The organism is Bradyrhizobium zhanjiangense (assembly GCF_004114935.1).
Classification (GTDB): Bacteria; Pseudomonadota; Alphaproteobacteria; order Rhizobiales; family Xanthobacteraceae; genus Bradyrhizobium; species Bradyrhizobium zhanjiangense.
In genome coordinates, this window is the sequence record NZ_CP022221.1 from 9,110,518 (window position 1) to 9,130,037 (window position 19,520).

The 19,520-nt window shown below is 64.0% G+C and carries 20 protein-coding genes; 6 read left to right on the forward strand and 14 right to left on the reverse strand.

What is annotated here, in order from left to right; all coding sequences use genetic code 11:
• The first annotated feature begins 229 nt into the window (after window positions 1-229).
• Entirely contained in the window at window positions 230-883 is a 654-nt protein-coding gene (locus tag XH85_RS43540; RefSeq protein ID WP_128936851.1) for a S24 family peptidase, read from the forward strand.
• A 137-nt stretch (window positions 884-1,020) separates the two neighbouring features.
• Window positions 1,021-1,773, forward strand: coding sequence for a carbonic anhydrase (locus XH85_RS43545; protein WP_164939718.1), 753 nt, complete (start codon window positions 1,021-1,023; stop codon window positions 1,771-1,773).
• A 151-nt stretch (window positions 1,774-1,924) separates the two neighbouring features.
• Here XH85_RS43545 and XH85_RS43550 read toward each other — a convergent pair whose 3' ends face one another.
• From XH85_RS43550 to XH85_RS43570, 5 genes are all read right to left on the reverse strand, one after another.
• The gene (locus XH85_RS43550; protein WP_128936853.1) at window positions 1,925-3,568 is read right to left on the reverse strand and encodes a lysine--tRNA ligase; all 1,644 of its coding nucleotides are present in this window, start codon (window positions 3,566-3,568) and stop codon (window positions 1,925-1,927) included.
• Window positions 3,569-3,782: 214 nt separating this feature from the next.
• Entirely contained in the window at window positions 3,783-4,718 is a 936-nt protein-coding gene (locus tag XH85_RS43555; RefSeq protein ID WP_128936854.1) for a transporter substrate-binding domain-containing protein, read from the reverse strand.
• Window positions 4,719-4,958: 240 nt separating this feature from the next.
• Window positions 4,959-5,549, reverse strand: coding sequence for an SCO family protein (locus tag XH85_RS43560; RefSeq protein ID WP_128936855.1), 591 nt, complete (start codon window positions 5,547-5,549; stop codon window positions 4,959-4,961).
• Between the two features lie 23 nt (window positions 5,550-5,572).
• Window positions 5,573-5,767, reverse strand: a complete 195-nt coding sequence (locus XH85_RS43565) for a hypothetical protein (RefSeq protein WP_128936856.1) — start codon at window positions 5,765-5,767, stop codon at window positions 5,573-5,575.
• Window positions 5,768-5,877: 110 nt separating this feature from the next.
• Window positions 5,878-6,399 (reverse strand): Clp protease/crotonase-like domain-containing protein, encoded by a 522-nt coding sequence (locus tag XH85_RS43570; RefSeq protein ID WP_164939715.1) that lies wholly within the window; start codon window positions 6,397-6,399, stop codon window positions 5,878-5,880.
• Between the two features lie 265 nt (window positions 6,400-6,664).
• Between XH85_RS43570 and XH85_RS43575 the strand changes: the two genes are divergently transcribed.
• Window positions 6,665-8,323, forward strand: a complete 1,659-nt coding sequence (locus tag XH85_RS43575; protein ID WP_128936857.1) for an FAD-binding dehydrogenase — start codon at window positions 6,665-6,667, stop codon at window positions 8,321-8,323.
• A gap of 37 nt (window positions 8,324-8,360) precedes the next feature.
• Here the strand turns inward: XH85_RS43575 and XH85_RS43580 are convergent, their stop codons facing one another.
• The 4 genes from XH85_RS43580 to XH85_RS43590 all read right to left on the reverse strand — a co-directional run bounded on the left by XH85_RS43580 (window position 8,361) and on the right by XH85_RS43590 (window position 12,361).
• Complete coding sequence (locus XH85_RS43580) at window positions 8,361-8,663, reverse strand: hypothetical protein (RefSeq protein ID WP_128936858.1); 303 nt, start codon at window positions 8,661-8,663, stop codon at window positions 8,361-8,363.
• Window positions 8,664-8,707: 44 nt separating this feature from the next.
• On the reverse strand, window positions 8,708-10,813 hold the full coding sequence (locus tag XH85_RS43585) for a methyl-accepting chemotaxis protein (RefSeq protein WP_128936859.1): 2,106 nt from the start codon (window positions 10,811-10,813) through the stop codon (window positions 8,708-8,710).
• 514 nt (window positions 10,814-11,327) lie between these two features.
• The gene (locus XH85_RS47210; RefSeq protein ID WP_245473873.1) at window positions 11,328-11,552 is read right to left on the reverse strand and encodes a helix-turn-helix domain-containing protein; all 225 of its coding nucleotides are present in this window, start codon (window positions 11,550-11,552) and stop codon (window positions 11,328-11,330) included.
• A complete protein-coding gene (locus tag XH85_RS43590; protein ID WP_245473874.1) occupies window positions 11,549-12,361 on the reverse strand; it encodes a PAS domain-containing protein in 813 nt (270 codons plus the stop codon). Before XH85_RS43590 ends, XH85_RS47210 begins: the two co-directional genes overlap by 4 nt.
• Before the next feature lie 178 nt (window positions 12,362-12,539).
• Between XH85_RS43590 and XH85_RS43595 the strand changes: the two genes are divergently transcribed.
• From XH85_RS43595 to XH85_RS43605, 3 genes are all read left to right on the forward strand, one after another.
• Window positions 12,540-13,463: a CE1 family esterase gene (locus XH85_RS43595; protein ID WP_128937632.1), complete on the forward strand. Its 924-nt coding sequence runs from the start codon at window positions 12,540-12,542 to the stop codon at window positions 13,461-13,463.
• Between the two features lie 132 nt (window positions 13,464-13,595).
• On the forward strand, window positions 13,596-13,946 hold the full coding sequence (locus tag XH85_RS43600) for a RidA family protein (RefSeq protein ID WP_128936860.1): 351 nt from the start codon (window positions 13,596-13,598) through the stop codon (window positions 13,944-13,946).
• 200 nt (window positions 13,947-14,146) lie between these two features.
• Window positions 14,147-14,512, forward strand: coding sequence for a nuclear transport factor 2 family protein (locus XH85_RS43605; protein ID WP_128936861.1), 366 nt, complete (start codon window positions 14,147-14,149; stop codon window positions 14,510-14,512).
• A gap of 187 nt (window positions 14,513-14,699) precedes the next feature.
• On the opposite strand, the gene XH85_RS43610 is transcribed toward XH85_RS43605, so the two are convergent.
• From XH85_RS43610 to XH85_RS43630, 5 genes are all read right to left on the reverse strand, one after another.
• Window positions 14,700-15,551, reverse strand: a complete 852-nt coding sequence (locus XH85_RS43610) for an amidohydrolase family protein (RefSeq protein WP_128936862.1) — start codon at window positions 15,549-15,551, stop codon at window positions 14,700-14,702.
• Window positions 15,552-15,554: 3 nt separating this feature from the next.
• On the reverse strand, window positions 15,555-16,532 hold the full coding sequence (locus XH85_RS43615; protein WP_128936863.1) for an aldo/keto reductase: 978 nt from the start codon (window positions 16,530-16,532) through the stop codon (window positions 15,555-15,557).
• Window positions 16,533-16,641: 109 nt separating this feature from the next.
• Window positions 16,642-17,574: a sugar-binding protein gene (locus XH85_RS43620; RefSeq protein ID WP_061879645.1), complete on the reverse strand. Its 933-nt coding sequence runs from the start codon at window positions 17,572-17,574 to the stop codon at window positions 16,642-16,644.
• 96 nt (window positions 17,575-17,670) lie between these two features.
• On the reverse strand, window positions 17,671-18,753 hold the full coding sequence (locus XH85_RS43625) for an ABC transporter permease (RefSeq protein WP_164935101.1): 1,083 nt from the start codon (window positions 18,751-18,753) through the stop codon (window positions 17,671-17,673).
• Window positions 18,753-19,511 (reverse strand): ATP-binding cassette domain-containing protein, encoded by a 759-nt coding sequence (locus tag XH85_RS43630; protein ID WP_091885062.1) that lies wholly within the window; start codon window positions 19,509-19,511, stop codon window positions 18,753-18,755. The genes XH85_RS43625 and XH85_RS43630 overlap by 1 nt, the downstream gene beginning before the upstream one ends.
• Window positions 19,512-19,520: the final 9 nt, after the last annotated feature.

The following is a 19,520-nucleotide window of genomic DNA, read 5'->3' on the forward strand; positions in this document are numbered from 1 at the left end:
ACCCGGGCGCGACCGTAAAGGCGGCCCCTGCCGAACTCAAGACCTAGAGCCCTTTCCGTTCCGATGAAATCGGAATGGGGCTCTAGATTCCTGTTTTGACGCGTTTTCTTGACGCGAACCGGTACCCACTTCGCTTGAAAACGCTTTCGTCCGCCGCCTCTTGCACGGAAAGCGGAAAACCGGTTGATTTGAGGACAGTTTTCCTGAGTTGCGACGGGCTGGACCTTCCATGGTCAAACAGGCCAAAGCGCAGAGGATGCTGACTCACGACCAGATCTGGGGCGCGCTGGATCGGCTGGCTGCGCGCGCCGGGCTGTCGCCGTCCGGCCTTGCCAAACGCGCCGGGCTCGATCCCACCACCTTCAACAAGTCCAAGCGCGTCACCTCCGACGGCCGCGAGCGCTGGCCCTCGACCGAATCGATCGCGAAGGCGCTGGCGGCGGCGGGCTCCTCGATCGACAGCTTTGCGAGACTGATCGACGAGGACGCCGACGACGGTCGCTCGGTGCCGCTGCTCAGCTTCGCACTCGCCGGTACAAGCGGCGCTTTCGACGAATCCGGCGTTCCATCCGGCAAGGGCTGGACCGAAATCGCGCTTCCCACCGCCGAGGACGGTCACGCCTTTGCGCTGGAGATTTCCGGCGATGCGCTACAGCCTGCCTATCGCAACGGCGATATCATCCTGGTCTCGCGCGGCACGCCGATCCGCAAAGGCGATCGCGTGGTGGTGAAGACCAGAGCGGGCGAGGTGGTGATCGCGACGCTGAAGCGCCGCACGGCGAAGGCGCTGGACTTGCAGCCGCTCGATGCGCCACGGGCGGAGCGGACGATCGCGATGAGCGACGTCGCCTGGATCGCGCGGATCGTCTGGGCGAGCCAGTGATTGCGTTCCGCCCGGCGTGGTGACCGGGCGATGACATCACCCGCGCCGCGTTTCGCAGCGGGCGAGCTTGCGACTCACCGGCCCTCTCGCATAGGTTGCGCACCGATTGCCGATCAAATTCATCTCGGGGGAATATGATGAATCGCCGTCACGCATTGAAGGCCCTGGCGGGTCTCGCGCTTTGTCCGCTCTGCAAGCCGGCCTTCGCCGCCGAAGGCGTGCATTGGAGCTATGAGGGCGCCGGCGGTCCGGCCAAATGGGGCGATCTCGACGCGGCCAACAAGGCCTGCGCGGTCGGCCTGCAGCAATCGCCGATCGACATCGAGGGGGCGATCAAGTCGCAATTGCCCGCTCTGAAGCTGAACTGGGCTAAGAGCGCCGACACCATCGTCAACAACGGGCACACGATCCAGCTCAACTTCGCCGAGGGCAGCACGCTCATGCTCGGCAACGTCAAGTACAAGCTGCTTCAGGTGCACTTCCACCGGCCGAGCGAGCACATGATCGGCGGCAAGAATTTTCCGATGGAGGCACATTTCGTCCATCGCAACGATGCCGGCGGGCTCGCCGTGATCGGCGTGCTGATGGCCGAAGGCAGGCCGAACGCAGCCTTCAGCAAGATCGTCAAGACTATGCCGGCGGCCGAAGGTCCCGCGGTGAAGGCCGATGCGACCATCGATCCTCACGCCATGCTGCCGCAGCGACTCAGCTATTTCCGCTATCCCGGCTCGCTGACGACGCCGCCCTGCTCGGAGGTGGTCGAATGGCTGCTGCTGACCGACCCGATCCAGGTGTCAGCCGCAGATGTCGCCGCGTTCGCAAAGCTCTATCCGATGAACGCGCGCCCGGTGCAGAAGGACAACCGGCGTTACGTGCTGCGCTCGATCTAGGCGGGCGTCACTCCGCAACTTCGCTACGTTGTTCAATGTCATTCCACGCGAAGGCGGGGAATCTAGTACACCGCGGCCTCTCGGCTCTATCACAACCGCCTCTGGAATACTGGATCGCCCGCCTTCGCGGGCGATGATAGCGGGAGTGCGCTCACGCGCTTCGCGCCAGCGCGCCGTCGATCATGTTGACTGCGTTCTGGATGCCGTACACAGCGACGAACGAGCCGAAGCGCGGGCCCTTCTCCTGGCCGAGCAGCACCTGGTAGAGCATGTTGAACCAGTCGAGCGTGACGCCGGGACGGCCATCCTTGCCCTTCTTGACCTGGTCGAGGAACGGCTCGCGGCGGCCGACCTCGTAGACGACGTTCTGGATGTCCTCGGCCGATGCGTCCTGCGGCAGTTGCGACAGCGCATCGCGCAGGTCCTGGAGCGCGGCGCGCTCTGTGTCCGTGGGCACGCGGAACTGCTTCGTGGGCGCGACGAAGTCGCGATAATAGTTGATGGCATAACCGACCATCGCATCCAGCTTCGGATGCGTCTGCGGGCTCACGCCGGGGCGGTAGCGGCCAATAAAACCCCACAGCGTCTCGGCATTCTCCGCGTTCGACGACGACACCAGCGTGAGCAGGAGCTGGAAGGTGACGGGCATATCGCCCTTCGGCGGCTTGCCGTTGTGGATGTGCCAGACCGGATTGCCGAGCTGCTGCTTGCCGTCCTGCTTGGCAAAGCCGTCGATGAATTGCTGGTAATCGTCGACATTGCGCGGGATGACGTCGAAATACAGCCGCTTGGCCGCTTTCGGCTCGCGATACATGAACAGCGACAGCGATTCCGGCGAGGCATAGCGCAGCCATTCGTCGATGGTCAGGCCGTTGCCCTTCGACTTCGAGATCTTCTGGCCCTTCTCGTCGAGAAAGAGCTCGTAGTTGAAGCCTTCCGGCGGCGTGGCGCCAAGCGCCCGGGCGATCGCGCCGGACAGCTTCACCGAATCGATCAGATCCTTGCCGGCCATCTCGTAGTCGACGCCGAGCGCGACCCAGCGCATCGCCCAATCGGCCTTCCATTGGCATTTGACGTTGCCGCCGGTCACGGACGTCTCGACTTCCTGGTTGGTATCGGGGTCGACATAGGTCACCGTGCCGGCGGCGACGTCGCGGCGGATCATCGGCACCTGCAGCACGACGCCCGTCGTCTTGCTGATCGGCAGGAACGGCGAATAGGTGGCGCGGCGATCGGGGCCGAGTGTCGGCAGGATGATGGCCATGATCTTGTCGTAGGCGGCCAGCATCTTGAGCAGCGTCGCATCGAAGCGGCCCGATGTGTAGTAGTCGGTCGAGCTCGCGAACTCGTAGTCGAATCCGAAATGATCGAGGAAGGCGCGAAGCCGCGCATTGTTGTGATGCCCGAACGACGGGTGTTCGTTGGAGAACGGATCCGGCACCCGCGTCAGCGGCTTGCCAAGATGCGCGGCCAGCATGTCCTTGTTGGGGACGTTGTCGGGCACCTTCCGAAATCCGTCCATGTCGTCGGAGAAGGCGAGCAGGCGCGTCTTGATCTTGTCCTCGGTCAGCACGCGGAAGGCATGCCGCACCATCGAGGTGCGCGCGACCTCGCCGAACGTGCCGATATGCGGCAGGCCGGAGGGACCGTAGCCGGTCTCGAACAGCACCTCGTCCTTCGGGCTTTTCTTCAGCCGCGCGACAATGGCCTTCGCCTGCTCGAACGGCCAGGCGTTGGATTGTTCGGCGAGCGCGCGCAGGTCGCTCGGGTTCGCAGCAAGATCGATAACGGACATCAGGGGCCTCCGGGCCGCGGAAAATAGCGATTTCCGGGCAGAATGCAATTTTGTAGGCGGTATTGCCTCTTGCACCGTCATTGCGAGCGAAGCGAAGCAATCCAGACTGTCTCCGCGGTGACAGTCTGGATTGCTTCGTCGCATCAGCGCAAAATTGCTGCGCAATTTTGTCGCGAGCTCCTCGCAATGACGGCGGAGGGAGCAGCGACGCTAGTTAGAACGGGCTCACCGAAAAATACCGCAGCCACAGATCGGTGTAGCGGCCTTTTTCCCAGACGCGGAACAGGGCCCAGTTCAGGGCCTGGCGCAGCACGTCGTTGCCCTTGCGCACGGCGATGCCGATGCCCTCGCCGAAGAAGCGGCTCTCGACGAAGGGGCCGCCGGAGAAGGCGCAGCAATCGCCGGAATCGGTGCCGTTGATCCAGAACGCGAGCGAGATGGCGTCGCCGAAGATGAAATCAACCTCGCCCTTGCGTAGAGCGCTGCGGAGCGCATCGTCGTTGGGATAGGCGTGCAGCTCGGCGTCGGTGAACATCGCCTTGAGATACGCCTCATGCGCGGAGCCGGCGATGACGCCGACCTTCTTGCCCTCGAGATATTCGGGACGGATCTCCGGCATCACTGCGTCCTTGCGCGAGACGAAACGCGCCGGCACCCGATAATAGGGATCGGTGAAGTCGACGCGGGCGCGAAGCTGTGGGCTCACCGCCATCGAGGCGATGATGGCATCGCCGCGGTTGGAGGTGAGCGCGTCGACCAGCGTCTCGAAGCGGCGCATCTGCACCGTGCAGGTGACCTTGATCTCGTCGCACAGGCTGCGTGCGAGATCGACGTTGAAGCCGGCCGGATTGCCGTCGGCGCCGGTGAAGTTGAAAGGCGGATAGTCGGTCTCGGTCAGGAAGCGGATCACGGTCAGGCGGGACAAGTCCGGCCGCTCCGGCCGGCGCCGTGGGTCCCAGAAGCCCGGCACGGCCTGTGGGGCGGCCTGGGGCGCGGTTTGCGGCGTGGCCTGGGGCGCCGTGGGCGGCCGCTTGGCTGGTGTCTGGGCATTCGTGGCGCCGAGCCCTGCGAGCAGGCAAGCACCGATGGCCAACCCCATCAGCAAGCCACGGGCAGATTTTGACGATTTCGCCTGTTGCGATGGAGCCATCGGCCGGAAATGAACAAATTGCGTTGAGATCGGAGGGCCTTATAGACCATTCGGCCCGGAACGCGAGCGCCGATTGTGGCTGGTTGCGCTCCCTCCCCCGCAAGCGGGGGAGGGTCGGGGAGAGGTGCCTCCTCTGGGCGAGAACCCCCAAGAGGAGAGAACCCTCACCCGCGCCTTCGGCGCGACCTCTCCCGCAAGCGGGAGAGGTTGCAGCGGAGTTCGCGGCGGATTGATCGCCTCTCAGAGATACCGCTTCAGCTCGGTCGCGGCCTCCTCCGGCGTCCGCTTCAAATTGAACGGCGAGACGAAGCGGCCGTCGCGGTCCATCAGATAGATCAGCGCGGTGTGGTCCATGGTGTAGTCGCCGTCCTTGGTCGGGACCTTCTTGGCGTAGACACGGTAGGACGTGATCACCTTGGCGACCTCGGCGGGATCGCCGGAGAGGCCCTCAAGATGCGGATCGAAGCTCGTCAGATAGTCCTTCATCGCCGCCGGCGTGTCGCGCTCGGGGTCGACCGAGATGAAGATGGCATTGACCTTGTCGGCATCCTTGCCCATCGCGCGCAGCACTTCCGAGATCTCGAACAGCGAGGTCGGGCACACGTCGGGGCAATGGGTGTAGCCGAAGAAGATCAGGGTCGGCTTGCCCTTCAGGCTCTTGTCGGTGACGGCCTTGCCGTTCTGGTCGGTGAGCTGGAACGGGCCGCCGATCGCGGCCGGTTGCGCCACCTTGCTCACCCCGCCCATGGCCCAGAACATCACCAGCAGCCCGACAATGAGGCTTGCGGCGAAGGCGGTTGCGATCACCAGCGGACGGGCGATGGGGCTCATTGTCGGAACACTTCCTATCGGGATCAGAAGCAGGCGGCGAAGCCGGTCCTGATCATTTCGAAGAACACCTGGGTGCCATAATGGAACCAGAGCGCGAGGGCGCCGACCACGACGAGCGCGCCGAAACCTGCGCCCGCCCACAGCAGCACGGACGGCATCCGGCCGGCAGTGGGCGAATTGTCCGATACAGGATGAGCCGGATGCAGTGGTTGAGCCATGGCAATGATCGGGGCGAAGGCCCCGATTCCCAGGCTTTCAGATAGGCTTTGGGCCGCCCGCGGACAAGACGCCCGCGTCGGCCCAAAAGGATCCCATCATGCTGCGAAGATCAGTGAAGCAGCTGGCCCCGAGCGGATTCGAGTTGCTCCGCTTGTGGGAGAGATCGGCGCAACGGCCTGTTGCTCGAGGCTTGCGCGTCCAGGTAGCAGGGCTTGTACATGGCCTCGAGCTGCTTGCCCCTCAGGAAAAGCATGCGTGGGGTCAGCCCGCCCCGCTGGCCGATCCAGCGCCTCACTTGCGAGGGATACATCGCATAGAGCATCTGGGTCGCTTCGGGATTGGTGACGGCGCGGCCATTGCTGCCGAAATCCCAGGCGGCGTGGAAACCGAGCGTTGCATGCGAAGTCACGCAGATGCGGTCGCGCGGGATGGCGCCGAGGACGATGGTACAGGCGGAGGCGCAGAGGCCGTCGATAATGACGGTTTCGCCTGACTGACGCAGGTCCTGGTACCTGTCGACGTAGGTTCCGATCCTGCCGCCACGGTCATCCGCGATACGAACCACCGCGTGAGAAGCCCCCATGCCGGCGATCAGGAGAATCACCGCAAGCAACCCCGTCAGAAACTTCATTGTCCCCCGCCCCAGTCGGATTCGAATCTGCGTGTCAGGTGGTGATGCACGGCTAGCGTCTGTTGACTCTGTGGTTTTGTCTAGGCGCGCCCGCTCTGTCAAAACAAATTCAAATACAGTGTTGCGTCCGCGCTGCACTTGGCCAGTCTCTATCCCGAAGTGGAACAAGTTAATGTTGTCTTACGGGCCGCGCCCTTGATCTCAGTTGCAACCGCTGGCTTCAATCCGGGTAACTACAGGGGGGAACCCGTGGAGGGGGAGATACATGGCGGAAGAAACTGACGTCATCGTGGTCGGCGCGGGACTATCGGGCCTCGTGGCCGCAACCGAGATCGCGGACGCGGGCAAGCGCGTGATCGTGGTCGACCAGGAGGGCGAGCAGTCGCTCGGCGGCCAGGCGTTCTGGTCGTTCGGCGGATTGTTCCTGGTCAATTCGCCGGAGCAGCGCCGGCTCGGCATCAAGGACTCCTACGAGCTCGCGCTCCAGGACTGGATCGGCACCGCCGGCTTCGACCGCGACGAGGATTTCTGGCCACGGCAATGGGCCGAGGCCTATGTGGCGTTCGCGGCCGGCGAGAAGCGCGACTGGCTGCGCGCGATGGGCCATCGCATCTTTCCCGTGGTGGGCTGGGCCGAGCGCGGCGGCTATGACGCGATGGGCCACGGTAATTCGGTGCCGCGCTTCCATGTGACCTGGGGCACCGGCCCCGGCATCGTCGAGCCCTTCGCGCGCCGCGCGCGCCAAGCCGCCCGAAGCGGCCGGCTGACCTTCAGGTTCCGCCATCGCGTTGATGCGCTCTCCATCACCAACGGCACCGTCGATGGCGTCAGCGGCGCCATTCTCGCCCCCGACACTATCGAGCGGGGCAAGAGCTCGTCACGCAACGTCGTCGGCGAGTTTGCGTTGAAGGCGCAAGCCGTGATCGTCGCCTCCGGCGGCATCGGCGGCAATCATGAGCTGGTGCGGCAGAACTGGCCGAAGCGGCTCGGCGAGCCGCCGAAATTCATGATCTCGGGCGTGCCCGAGCATGTCGATGGCCGCATGATCGGCATCACGGAAAAGGCTGGCGCGCGGCTGATCAATCGCGACCGCATGTGGCATTACGTCGAGGGCATCCAGAACTGGAATCCCATCTGGCCGCGCCACGGCATCCGCATCCTGCCCGGCCCGTCCTCGATGTGGTTCGACGCCACGGGCACGCGGCTGCCGGCGCCGCTATTCCCCGGCTCCGACACGCTCGGCCAGCTCAAATACATCATGTCGACGGGCTATGATTATTCCTGGTTCATCCTGACGCAGAGCATCATCAAGAAGGAGTTTGCGCTGTCGGGCTCGGAGCAGAACCCCGACCTCACCGGCAAGAGCTGGCGCATGACCTTGCGCCGCGCCACCAACAAGGGCGCGCCGGCGCCGGTGGAGGCGTTCAAAAGCCACGGTGTCGACTTCATCGTGCGCGACACGCTCGATGAGCTCGTTGCGGCCATGAACGAGCTCGCCGGCAGCGATCTCCTCAGGCTCGAGCACATCAGGATGCAGATCGAAGCGCGCGACCGCGAGATCGCCAACCCCTACGTCAAGGACGCGCAGGTGATGAACATCCACAATGCGCGCCGCTATATCGGCGATAAGCTGATCCGCACCGCCTCCCCGCACAGAATCCTGGATCCCGCGCATGGACCGCTGATCGCGGTGAAGCTCAACATCCTCACCCGCAAGACGCTGGGCGGCTTCGAGACCGATCTCGAGTCGCGCGTATTCGGGGAAGAGGGCAGCGTCATCCCCGGCCTCTATGCCGTCGGCGAAGCCGCCGGCTTCGGCGGCGGCGGCGTGCACGGCTACCGCTCGCTGGAGGGCACTTTCCTCGGCGGCTGCCTGTTCTCGGGGCGCAATGCCGGCCGCTCCGCGGCGAAGGCGGTGGGGTGACCGACGAGGCTGGCGGGTGCGCGGCGGCGCACCGGCCTCAGCCGCGGCGAAGCATCTCCTGCAACAGGCGTTCGGTCAGCGAGAGCTGATCGAGCCGCAGAGACAACAGCTCGTTCAGCTCGGCCATGTGGGCTCGAAGTCTCTCGGCCTCCGGCCCGTCATCGAGATTTCGGACAAAGTCGCCGAGCGCCCTGAGACATTGCTGCATTGTCACGATGCTTTGCTGCAGCGATTTGCAGTCTCTCCTGGTGTTAGCGACCAGGCTGGTTGGGCTGAGCGGCAACGCGATAACGTTATCGATCGCGCCCGCTCGCGTTTCTTTCTTGATTCGATCGGCCATCGCGTTCCCTCATGCGGACATGGCAGGACACTCGCCTATTCGAGTCAGGCGGCGCGCACGGTGGTCAGGAACTGCTCGACCTCGGAGTGCAATCGCGCGCTGTCCTTCGACAGCATTTGCGCCGAGGCAAGCACCTGGGTTGAAGCCGAACCAGTCTCCGCCGCTCCGTGCTTCACGTCACTGATGTTGGCTGCGACCTGATCGGTGCCTTGCGCCGCCTGCTGGATGTTGCGGGCGATCTCCTGCGTCGCGGCTCCCTGCTCTTCGACTGCCGATGCGATCGCCGAAGAAATGTCCGAGATCCTGCCGATTGTTCCGCTGATCTCCTTGATCGCGACCACGGATTCCTGGGTGGCGGCTTGAATGTCGGCAATCTGATGACCGATCTCCCCGGTCGCCTTCGCTGTCTGCTCGGCCAGCGCCTTGACCTCGGACGCAACCACAGCAAAGCCGCGCCCCGCTTCGCCGGCTCGCGCCGCTTCGATCGTGGCGTTCAGAGCAAGCAGATTGGTCTGCCCCGCGATCGTGTTGATGAGTTCGACGACGTCGCCGATGCGGGTGGCCGCCTGCGACAGCTTGTTGACCCGATCATTGGTCCTCTGCGCCTGCTCCACCGCCGCGCCGGCAATTCTGGCGGCGTCCTGCACCTGGCGGCCGATTTCGGTCACGGATGAGCTCATCTCTTCGGTGGCGGAGGCAACCGACTGAACATTGGTCGATGCTTCCTCGGAGGCGGCAGAGACGACGCTCGAGAGCTCCTGGGTGTTCTCCGCGGTCTTGCTCAGCGTCCGGGCCGCCGCTTCGAGCTCGGTCGATGAGGACGACAGCGTCCTCACGATGTCGCCGACCGCGTCCTCGAACTGACCCGCGAGCCTGTGCATGTCGGCCTTGCGTTGAGCGGCCGCGCGAGCCTCCATTTGTGCCTGCTCGGCGCGCAGACGATCGGCCTCGATCATGTTGTCTTTGAAGACCTGGACCGCAATGGCCATCTCGCCGACCTCGTCGGTACGGCCCACGCAGGGAACGTTCGTGGAGGTGTCGCCGCCGGCGAGCTTGCCCATGGCAAGGGTCATCGCCCGGATCGGAGCGGCGATCGAGCGGGACGTGAACAATGCGATTGTCCCGCCGAGGCCGACTCCCGCGGCCAACAGAGTCCACAGGACCAGCTTCAGCAGCGAGATGCTCTCCTGCACGCCACGCGTCTCCTCGACGAGCATCCGCTTCTGATTGGACTTGATGCCTCCCGAGCGGGTGCCGTCGACGCCCTTGGGCCCGTCGAGCAGGTCGAGAATCCTTGCGGCGCGCGGCGCGGCTTCGGTCACCAGCAGATAAACCGGCGCGTTCCAGTCCGGGGACTCGCGAAGCGCGAAGATCCTTTCATAGAGGCGCGCGAACTCGCTTTTCGCCTTTGCGATCTTATCGAAGGACGCCTGTTGCGAGACGGTGAGCAGGTCCTTTCGCGCATTGACTCCGGCATAGCCTTTCTCAAACGCCTCCCACGGCTTCACGAATTTTTCCTTGTCGGTCTTTTCGCCCGAGAGCAGGTACATCCGGAGCTGGGCCGTGGCAGCGGCAAAATTGCCCCGCGTATCCGCCATCGCCTTGAGCAATTTCTTCCGCTCCGACGTGGCTTCCTGTGCCTCCTCCTGATCGATCATCTTCGTGATCTCGGAGAAAATCACGTCTGCGCGCGGGCCGGCCTCTCCGACCATGAGCTTGGTCGCGGGATAGGCGTCAGGGGTGAAAGCAATCGCTTCGGCCTTGTCCTGCGCCGCGCGAAACTCGGCGAGCAGCAGCTTGGCTTGCTCCCATTTTTGCCTGTTCTCGGGATTGGTGAACTGCGCCGCCTGCTCGTCGAACGCAGCCACTGTCCTATCCATCTCCTTCCACATCGACATACGATCGAGCTTGCCTTGCGGATTCCCGCTGAGCAAATAGCCGCGCAGGGTCGCGAGCGTGGAATAGAGATCGCCGATCAGCTCGGTGCTCGCCAGCGCGACCGGCGTGCGCAGGTTCGTCATGCGATTGACCGTCGTTGAAATGCGCCCGACCTCGAACATGGTGTAGCCGACGGAAAGCGCGATGATGGCGCAGACTGCAGCAAATCCCGCGATCAACCGGCCACCGATACGAAATTTGAAATAAGACATTGGCAAATACTCCGCAGCTATGGCCGCTATGGCCTAAGACGTCGCATGAAAATTCCCGCGTGGCGATGCCGCAGACCGAAACGATCGTTTGACATGACCAGATTGGGCGATACCCCACCATTCCGATCGCGACAGCGTTGGCGCACCCGGCTGGCAATGATCCCAGACAGATCGACGCGCGCCGCTTGAGCAATCCTGACGACGATGCAGCGCCCCGTTACCCCGCTACTACCGTCAGTTTTTACGCCTCTCCGACTCTAACTTTGACGTGTGTGACCAAGGTGACCAAAATTGCTTATTGCGACATTAAGAAAAATTTGTTCGCGAGGTCTCTCAACGCACAAAAATTGAGCGCTGCTTCTGCAGCCGGAATTAAAGTGCGAGGCCTTGCCAGGATCTTGTTGTCTCTCAATCGACAGAGCGCTGCGCCAACATCAAAACTGGTGAGAAGTGGGCTCGACCTCACCTCGATCTCCGCAAAAATCGATGGCGGTCGCGACTGGCTGCTTGACGATTATCTCGGCCTCACGCCAGGTTTCCCGGCTCCGAAGATGAACTCGATGCCCGCAGACGAGAGCGTGGCGCAAAGGGTCGTCAATGTCTCGTCGGGCAGGCGCAGGAGACCGTTCTGCTCCTCAAGCCGGCGAATCACGGCAGCAGAAATCCCGGTTCGCGCGGCGAGCTGTTTCACCGACCAGTTCAGCATGCCGCGGGCGGCGCGCAATTGCGCACCCGTCAACCTCCACGTCGCCACGTGTTGGGTCGAGAGTCGCTGCTCGTGCACGTCCGTGGAGATTCCCAACCACTCCCGAACACTACCATCCGCGTCCGGGACGGCACAGCCCGGCAATGGTACCAGCGGTAGGAGCCGTCGGACTGGCGCAGCCTATGCTCGACATCGTAGGGCTGTCCCGTTTCGGCGGCAGCCGCCCAGATCCGCAAAGCCGTTTCGCGTTCCTCTTCGGGAAGCAGATCGAGCCAGCCTTTGCCGAAGAACCGGTGCGCGTCCGGCTTGTCCTCCGCGTTCAAGAGCGCGGTAATCCGGCCGTCCTGACTGCCGACCCACAGCAACCCGCCTGCGACCTGCGTCAGCGCCGCGTAGCGACCCGCATCTGTCTTGAGAGGCTGCAGCGCTCTGCGTTGTTCGGTGATGTCGATGGCGACGCCGACCACGCATTCCGGCTCGCCGGCCGAGTTCAAAAAAGTCTCGGACTGGATACGGATCCAGCGCAGTGCACGATTCGGCCGGATGATGCGAAACTCGCCGTCGAGCAAAAATCGGTCGAAGGCCAATTCGCGCGGATCGCGCTGCGGACGGCGATCCTCCGGATGAATTCGTCTCTCGATCTCCGCATAGCTGGGCGCGACGGCATTGGGATCGAGACCCAGCAGGCCGTAGAAGCCACGCGACCACTGCATCCGGCCTTCGGCATCGCAGCGCCAGACGCCAGTCCCAAATTTCTCCTCAAAAAAACGAAGTATCTCCGAAGGATCGAGGTAGTTTTCCAGGTGGCGCAATTCAGCCCCCGTCGTGATAATTTTTCTCAACTCCCAATTGCAGTCTATCTCGGTTTCTCCGTTTGACGCAGCTCAATTCGCGATTGCTACAAAATATTTGTGCAATCACGCGGTATATACATGCGGTTGAAGGTCGCGCCGAGATCTTGAACTTGGTTACGTTCGTCGAAGCGGCTAAACGCTATCGATGGTACCGATCATGGCCTGGATGATACGACCCGCCTTGCACGTTGCCCCGTTCTGGCTGGCGGTGATCTGCTGCTTCTCTCCTGCATGGGCCGACACTGTCGACGTCAACGGCGTGAAGCGCTCCTACACCGCGCAGCTGCCGGCGAAAAAGCCGGCACCTCTCGTCATCGTGCTGCATGGCAAGACCCAGCGCGGCGCCGACATGGTCGCGCGGACGGCGTGGCCGCAGCTTGCCAAGCGCGAGGGGCTTGCGGTCGTCTTTCCGGACGGGCTCAACCACGCCTGGGCCGATGCGAGGACCAAGGCGGGACCCGCGCTCCGCGGCCCACCCGATGGCACCGATGACGTCGCGTTCATCGCAAAGCTGGTCGAGAAGCTGGTGGCCGACGGCACCGCCGATGCGAAGCGCGTTTATGTCACCGGCATCTCCAATGGCGGCGCCATGGTGATGACGCTGGTTTGCGCCCGCGCCGATTTGTTTGCGGCGGGCGCGAGCGTGATCATGAACCTCACTGAAGAGGCCGCCGTCACCTGCCATCCGTCGCGGCCGTTGCCGATGCTGCTCATGAACGGCACCGCCGATCCGCTCGTCCCCTACGAGGGCGGGCGCGGATCGAGCTATTATGCCGCAGACGGGTTCTGGTCGACGGACGAGACGCTGGCATTCTGGCGCAGCCTCAATGGCTGTGAAACCGATGACGCCGAGGTGACCGAGATGCCCGACAGGGCGCCCGCAGACCAGTCCACCGTGACACGGATCAGCTCGCGCTGTCCGACCGGGCACGACGTCGTGCTCTATCGCATCAACCATGGCGGCCACCGCATGCCCGGATTTGCACCGGATGCGCGTTTCCCGAAAGTCGCGACCAAACTGCTTGGGCCGCAGAACGGCGACATCGACGGCGCCGAGACGATCTGGGCTTTCTTCAGCCAATTTCGCTGAGCGGCGCATCGCGCGCAGGCAACGCATGCGTGCCTGGCAACGCATGCGTGCCTGGCAACGCATGCGTGCCTGGGGTGGCAGAGCGCGGGTCGCTGGGCTAGACAGGGCCGCCCTTCCACCAGGAGACCCCAAATGAGCATTCAGCGTTTTGAAACCGGCCCGCGCATGAGCCAGGTCGTCGTGCACGGCAACACCGTCTATCTCGCCGGCGTCGTCGCGAACAAGGCTGCCGGCGAAAGCGTAACGAAACAGACCCAGGACATCCTGGCGACCATCGATGGCCACCTCGCCAGGGCCGGCACCGACAAATCGAAGCTGCTCTCGGCCACGATCTACATCACCGACATGAAGACGTTCGGCGAGATGAACGCGGTGTGGGACGCCTGGGTCTCGCCGGGCAATACGCCGGCCCGCGCCACCGTCGAAGCCAAGCTAGCGGCGCCGCAATACACCGTCGAGATCATGGTGACCGCGGCGAAGTGATGCCCGCATGAGATTGTGCGTGCGCCTGAGGCGCGATGAAACATCATCGCGCCTCAGTTTTTTTGCGCATGGTCTGATCGGAAAACCGCTCCACGCTTTTCCGGATCATGCGCATGACCTCCGAGGTAATCGATCGGCGCGCGCATTCCTTCGATAGTCGCGGTCAGCCGGACAACACGGCGCCATCGAAGGAGAGTACCATGACCGACCCCGTCACCATCGCCCGACGCTACATCGAGCTCTGGAACGAACGCGCCGCCGGCCGCCGCCGCGAGCTGCTCCGCGAGAACTGGACGGCGGATGCGAACTATGTCGATCCCCTGATGAAGGGCGACGGCCAGGACGGCATCGACGCGCTGATCGCCGGCGTGCAGCAGCGCTTTCCCGATTTCAGATTCAAGCTGATCGGCGAGCCCAACGGCTACGGCGACCATGTGCGCTTCAGCTGGGGACTCGGCCCTGATGGTGTCGACAGCCCGATCAAGGGCACGGATTTTGCCGTGCTGAAGGACGGTCGGATCAGAAGCGTGACAGGATTCTTGGATCAAGTGCCCGCGGGGGCATGAGGTCTCTTACCCTCCCCTGGAGGGGGAGGGTCGGCTCACATTGAGCGCAGCGAAAATGTGAGGGTGGGGTGACAGTCTCTCCACGGCAGCGGTGCCCGAGTGGAGAGATCACCCCACCCCGCCCGCGCTACGCGCGCTCGACCCTCCCCCTCCAGGGGAGGGTAAGAAACAGTCCGCTGCTTCGGCTCTAACTGGCAACCGCCAACCGATACGCAGCCATCGCGTTCACACCAAACGCCTTCTCCCTCACCTGCGGACCAAGCTTCATCAAGCACGCTTCCAACGCACCCTTGATCTCGCCGTAGCTGCCCGCAAGCAGACACACCGGCCAGTCCGAGCCGAAGATCAACCGATCCTCGCCAAAGCATGTCGCGACATGTTGAACGAACGGAAACAGCCGCTCCGCATCCCAATCACCCCAAGCCGCTTCCGTCGCTAACCCTGAAATCTTGCACCAGACATTGCCGCAGGCGGCGAGCGCTTTGATGCGATCGGCCCATTCGTCGCTTCCATCATCGGCGATCGGCGGCTTGCCGGCGTGATCGAGCACGAAGCGTGCTTGCGGGAAGGCCTGGGCGGTTGCGATGGCCGAGGGCAGCTCGCGGGTTCGAACGAGGAGATCGTAGGCGAGATCGCGGGCGAACACCGCCGTGAGACCGCGCTGGACGTCTTCGCGGAGCAGCCAGTCGGGATCGGACTCGTCGTGCACCTGGTGGCGGATGCCGACCAGCTTGTCGCCACCGGGGGAGGCTCGCAGGCGATGAAGCGTCTCGTCAAGCGCACCGTCCGTCAGATCAGCCCAACCGACGACACCGACAACAGAGGGCGTCGCATCCGCGATGCGCAAGAATTCCTCGGTCTCCTCCAGCGCGGAGCGGCATTGCACCAGGATGCTGGCGTCGATGCCGTTGGCTTTCAGCAATGGTGCGAGATCGCCAGGACCGAAGGCACGGCGGATCGGCGCGAGCTCGTCCGCCTCCATCCAGGGATAATCGGCACGCGCCGGATCCCAGAAATGCTGGTGGCCGTCGATGATCATGGCTCACGCTCCGCCCGGCAGCGGCGCCCGCGCATCGACGAGGTTTCGCGCGCGCAGCTCCTGCCAGAAGGCCTGCGGCACCGCCGCCTCCGACATCGCGATGTTGTCGGCCACCTCGGCGGCATTGCGTGCGCCCATCACGGCGACTGTCACGGCCGGATGGGCCATGCAGAACTGCAGTGCTGCGGCCTTCAGCTCGGTGCCGTGCTTGCGGCAGAGCCCGTCGAGTTCGAGCGCCTGCGCGACGAGCGCGGCATCGGCGTCCTGATAATTGAACTTCGCGCTCGTGTGCGGATTGGCCAAGATGCCGCTGTTGTAGATGCCGCCGAGCAGGATGCTGATGTTCCTGGCTTGGCAGGCCGGAAACAGCGCATCCAGCGCGCCCTGATCGAGCAGCGTGTATCGGCCGGCGAGCAGAAAGCAGTCGACCGGCACGGCGTCGGCAAAGCGGACTGGCATCTCCGACTGGTTCATGCCGGCGCCGATCGCCTTGACCGTGCCGTCCTCGCGCAGGCGCTGCAGCGCGCGGAAGGCACCGGCGACGGCATCGTCATAATGATCGTCGGGATCATGCACGAGCAGGACGTCGACACGGTCGAGCCCGAGCCTGGCGAGGCTTTCCTCTACCGAGCGCATCACGCCGTCATGGCTGAAATCGAACACCGGCCGCTCGCGCGGCGTGCCCTTGTAGTGCTCGTCCTCGGCGGCACCGCCCTCCGGCGCGCGCAAGAGACGCCCGACTTTGGTCGAGATCGCATAGGATTCGCGCGGCTGCTGCTGCAGGAACGCGCCAAGCCGCCGCTCGGCCAGGCCAAAGCCGTAAAGCGGCGCGGTATCGAAGAAGCGCACGCCGAGCGACCAGGCACGTGCGATCGTCGCTTGCGCATCGGCATCGCTGACGGGGGTGAACAATCCGCCGAGCGGGGCGGAACCGAGGCCGATTGAGGTGACGTCGAGAGAGCCGAGGCGCGACCGTTTCATTCCCATTGCCCTCCAGGAGTCTTCCTTCCAACGGTCCAAATCATCTCCCCCGCTCGCGAAAACCGCAAGCGGGGGAGGCACGCGGGAGCGCGGGGCTGGCGGCGCGCTCCTACTTCAACATCTGCGCGACGTTGTCCTTGGTCACGAGGTCGAGGCCGGTGTAGACGATCTCCGGCACCTTCTCGCCCTTCTTGATGGCGAGCAGCGTGTCCATCGCCTTCTCGCCCATCTCGAACGGGCGCTGACCGACCAGCGCGTTGGCATAGCCGTCGCGCAGCAGTTCGAGCTGCATCTTGAGCGTATCGGCGACGACCAGCGTGAACTTGCCGGAATCGATGTCCTTCTTGTTCCTTGAGGCGAACGCCTTGAAGCCTTCGGGCGCGAACATCGGCCAGCCGCCGATGGGAACAATGGCCGCAAGGTCCGGCGTTGCGGTGCGCATGTCCGTCATCTGCTGAACCGCCAGCGCGGGATCGTCGTTGCAGAAGGTCGGCGAGCCCGCGACCTCGGTCCATTTCGAGCCCTTCAGCGCCTCGCGAACGCCGTCGACGCGCTCGGCGAGGTTCTTGGCGCCGGGACCGCCGGAGACCATCGCGTATTTGCCGCCGTCAGGCCGCATCTTCAGCAATTGCTTGCCGAGGGCTAAGCCGAACTCCTTGTTGTTGGTGCCGATATAGGCGATGCGCTTGGAGCCCGGCGCATCGGCATCGAAGGTGATGACGGGAATGCCGGCGGCGGTCGCCGCCTCGATCGACTTGGTCATGGCCGCGACGTCGGCGACCGAGATGGCGAGACCGTCAACCTTCTGCGTGACGAAGTCCTGGATGATCTGGGCCTGCGTCGCCGGCTCATGCTCGACCGGACCTTTGTAGATGCACTCGATATTGCCGAGCTCCTTGGCGCGCTTCAGGCAGCCGTCGCGCGCGAAGTCGAAGAACGGATTGTTCATCGCCTTGGGCACGATGACGAAGCGGTAGTTCGCAGCGAACGCCGGCGTTGCCATCATTGCAACGGCGATGCCGGCAAGAAGAAGTTTCCTCATTGTCTCCTCCACCCTTCTCTTGCGCCTATCCTCTCAAAGAAGCGTCCGGGAAGCGGATAGGCGGCATGTTCGTTGCCCTCCCGAAACGACGTCACCTCAGCTCATCCGCGAACGGATCCGGTCGACCAGCACGGCCAGGATGATGATCACGCCCACCAGCGTCTGCTGCCAGTAGGAGCTGACCTGCGCCAGCACGAGGCCGTTGCGGATCACCTCGAGCAGCACGCAGCCGACGATGGCCCCCAACGGACCGCCGATGCCGCCGGCCAGATTGGCGCCGCCGATGACGGCCGCCGCGATCACGTTGAGCTCGTAGGATGTCGCCATGTTGGCGGGCGCCGATCCGAGCCAGCCGGAGATGATAATGCCCTGGAGCCCTGCCGCGAGCGCGCAGATCACGTAGACCTCGATCTTCACCCGCACCACCGGAATGCCGGTGAGCTCGGCCGCCTTCTCGTTGCCGCCGAGCGCGAAGACGTGACGGCCGAACGAGGTGTGGTGCAGCACCACGGCCATCGCCAGCGCGAGAACCACGAGATAGATGAAAGGCACGGGCACGCCGAGCACGTCACCCGAGGTGAGCGCATAAAAATAATCGGCGTCCGGCCCACCCGGAAAACTGCCGCGGCCGTTGGAGACGACATAGCCGAGCCCGCGCACGATCGAGAGCATGCCGAGCGTTGTGACGAAGGGCGACAGGCCGAGCACGGCGATGCAGAAGCCGTTGACGAGACCGGCGATCAGCGCGACGCCGAGGCCGGCGAGAATCGACACCAGCAGGATCAGACCCGGCACGTTGGCGAGCACGGTCTTGCCGTCGGCCGCCATGTGCACGAACAGCGAGCCCGCCGGCGAGCCGGGCGCCGACAGCTCGGTCATCACCATCGAGGTGATCATGGCGGAGAAACACATCATTGAGCCGACCGACAGGTCGATTCCGCCGGTGATGATCACGAAGGTGACGCCCAGCGTCGCAATGGCGATGAAGGAGAAGTTCTTCGCCACGTTCTGCATGTTGCCTTCGGTGAAGAAGTATGGGCTGGCGAAGTGCATGATCACCAGCAGCACGGCCAGCGCGAGCAGGACATAGCCGGTCTGGGAGGCGAAGATGCCGCGCTGCCACCATCTGATCCGGCCGATATTGGTGAAGCTGATCGGGGATTCCATGGGCATGGCCATCACGCCGCCTCCTTCGCGCCGGTGATGAGAGCGGTGACCTCCTCGGGGGAGGTCTGGTGGATCGGCTTGTCGGCCCGCTTCTCGCCGCGGCGCATGACGACCACGCGGTCGCACACCGCGAATACGTCGGGCATGCGGTGCGAGATCAGCATCACAGCGACGCCCTGCTCCTTCAGCCGGTGGATCAGGCCGAGCACCTGCTCGACCTGACGCACCGAGATCGCGGCCGTCGGCTCGTCCATCATCACCAACCGCGCATTGGAGAGCCGCGTCCGCGCGATCGCGACGGCCTGGCGCTGGCCTCCGGACATCTGCTTGACGAGGTCGTCGGGCCGCGTCTCCGAGCGCAGCTCGCCGAACAGCTCCAGCGCGCGCGCCGCCATCGCCTTGTGGTCGAGCAAGGCAATGGGTCCGAATTTGCGCTTCAGCTCGCGGCCGAGAAAGACGTTGGCGGCCGCGGTCAGATTGTCTGATAGCGCAAGGTCCTGGTAGACGACCTCGATGCCGACGGCGCGGGCATCGACCGGCCGGTTGAAGTGGACCGCGCTGCCGGCAAAGCGGATCTCGCCGTGCGTGGGGCGGAAATTGCCGGCGATGATCTTGACCAGCGTCGACTTGCCGGCGCCGTTGTCACCCATCAGGCCGACCACTTCGCCCGGGAAGACCTGCATGTCGACGTCGTGCAGCGCGCGGATCGCGCCGAACTCCTTGCCGATGCCGGTCAGCTCCAGGACCGGGGTCGCGTCAGCATTTGCCATCAGCGGACT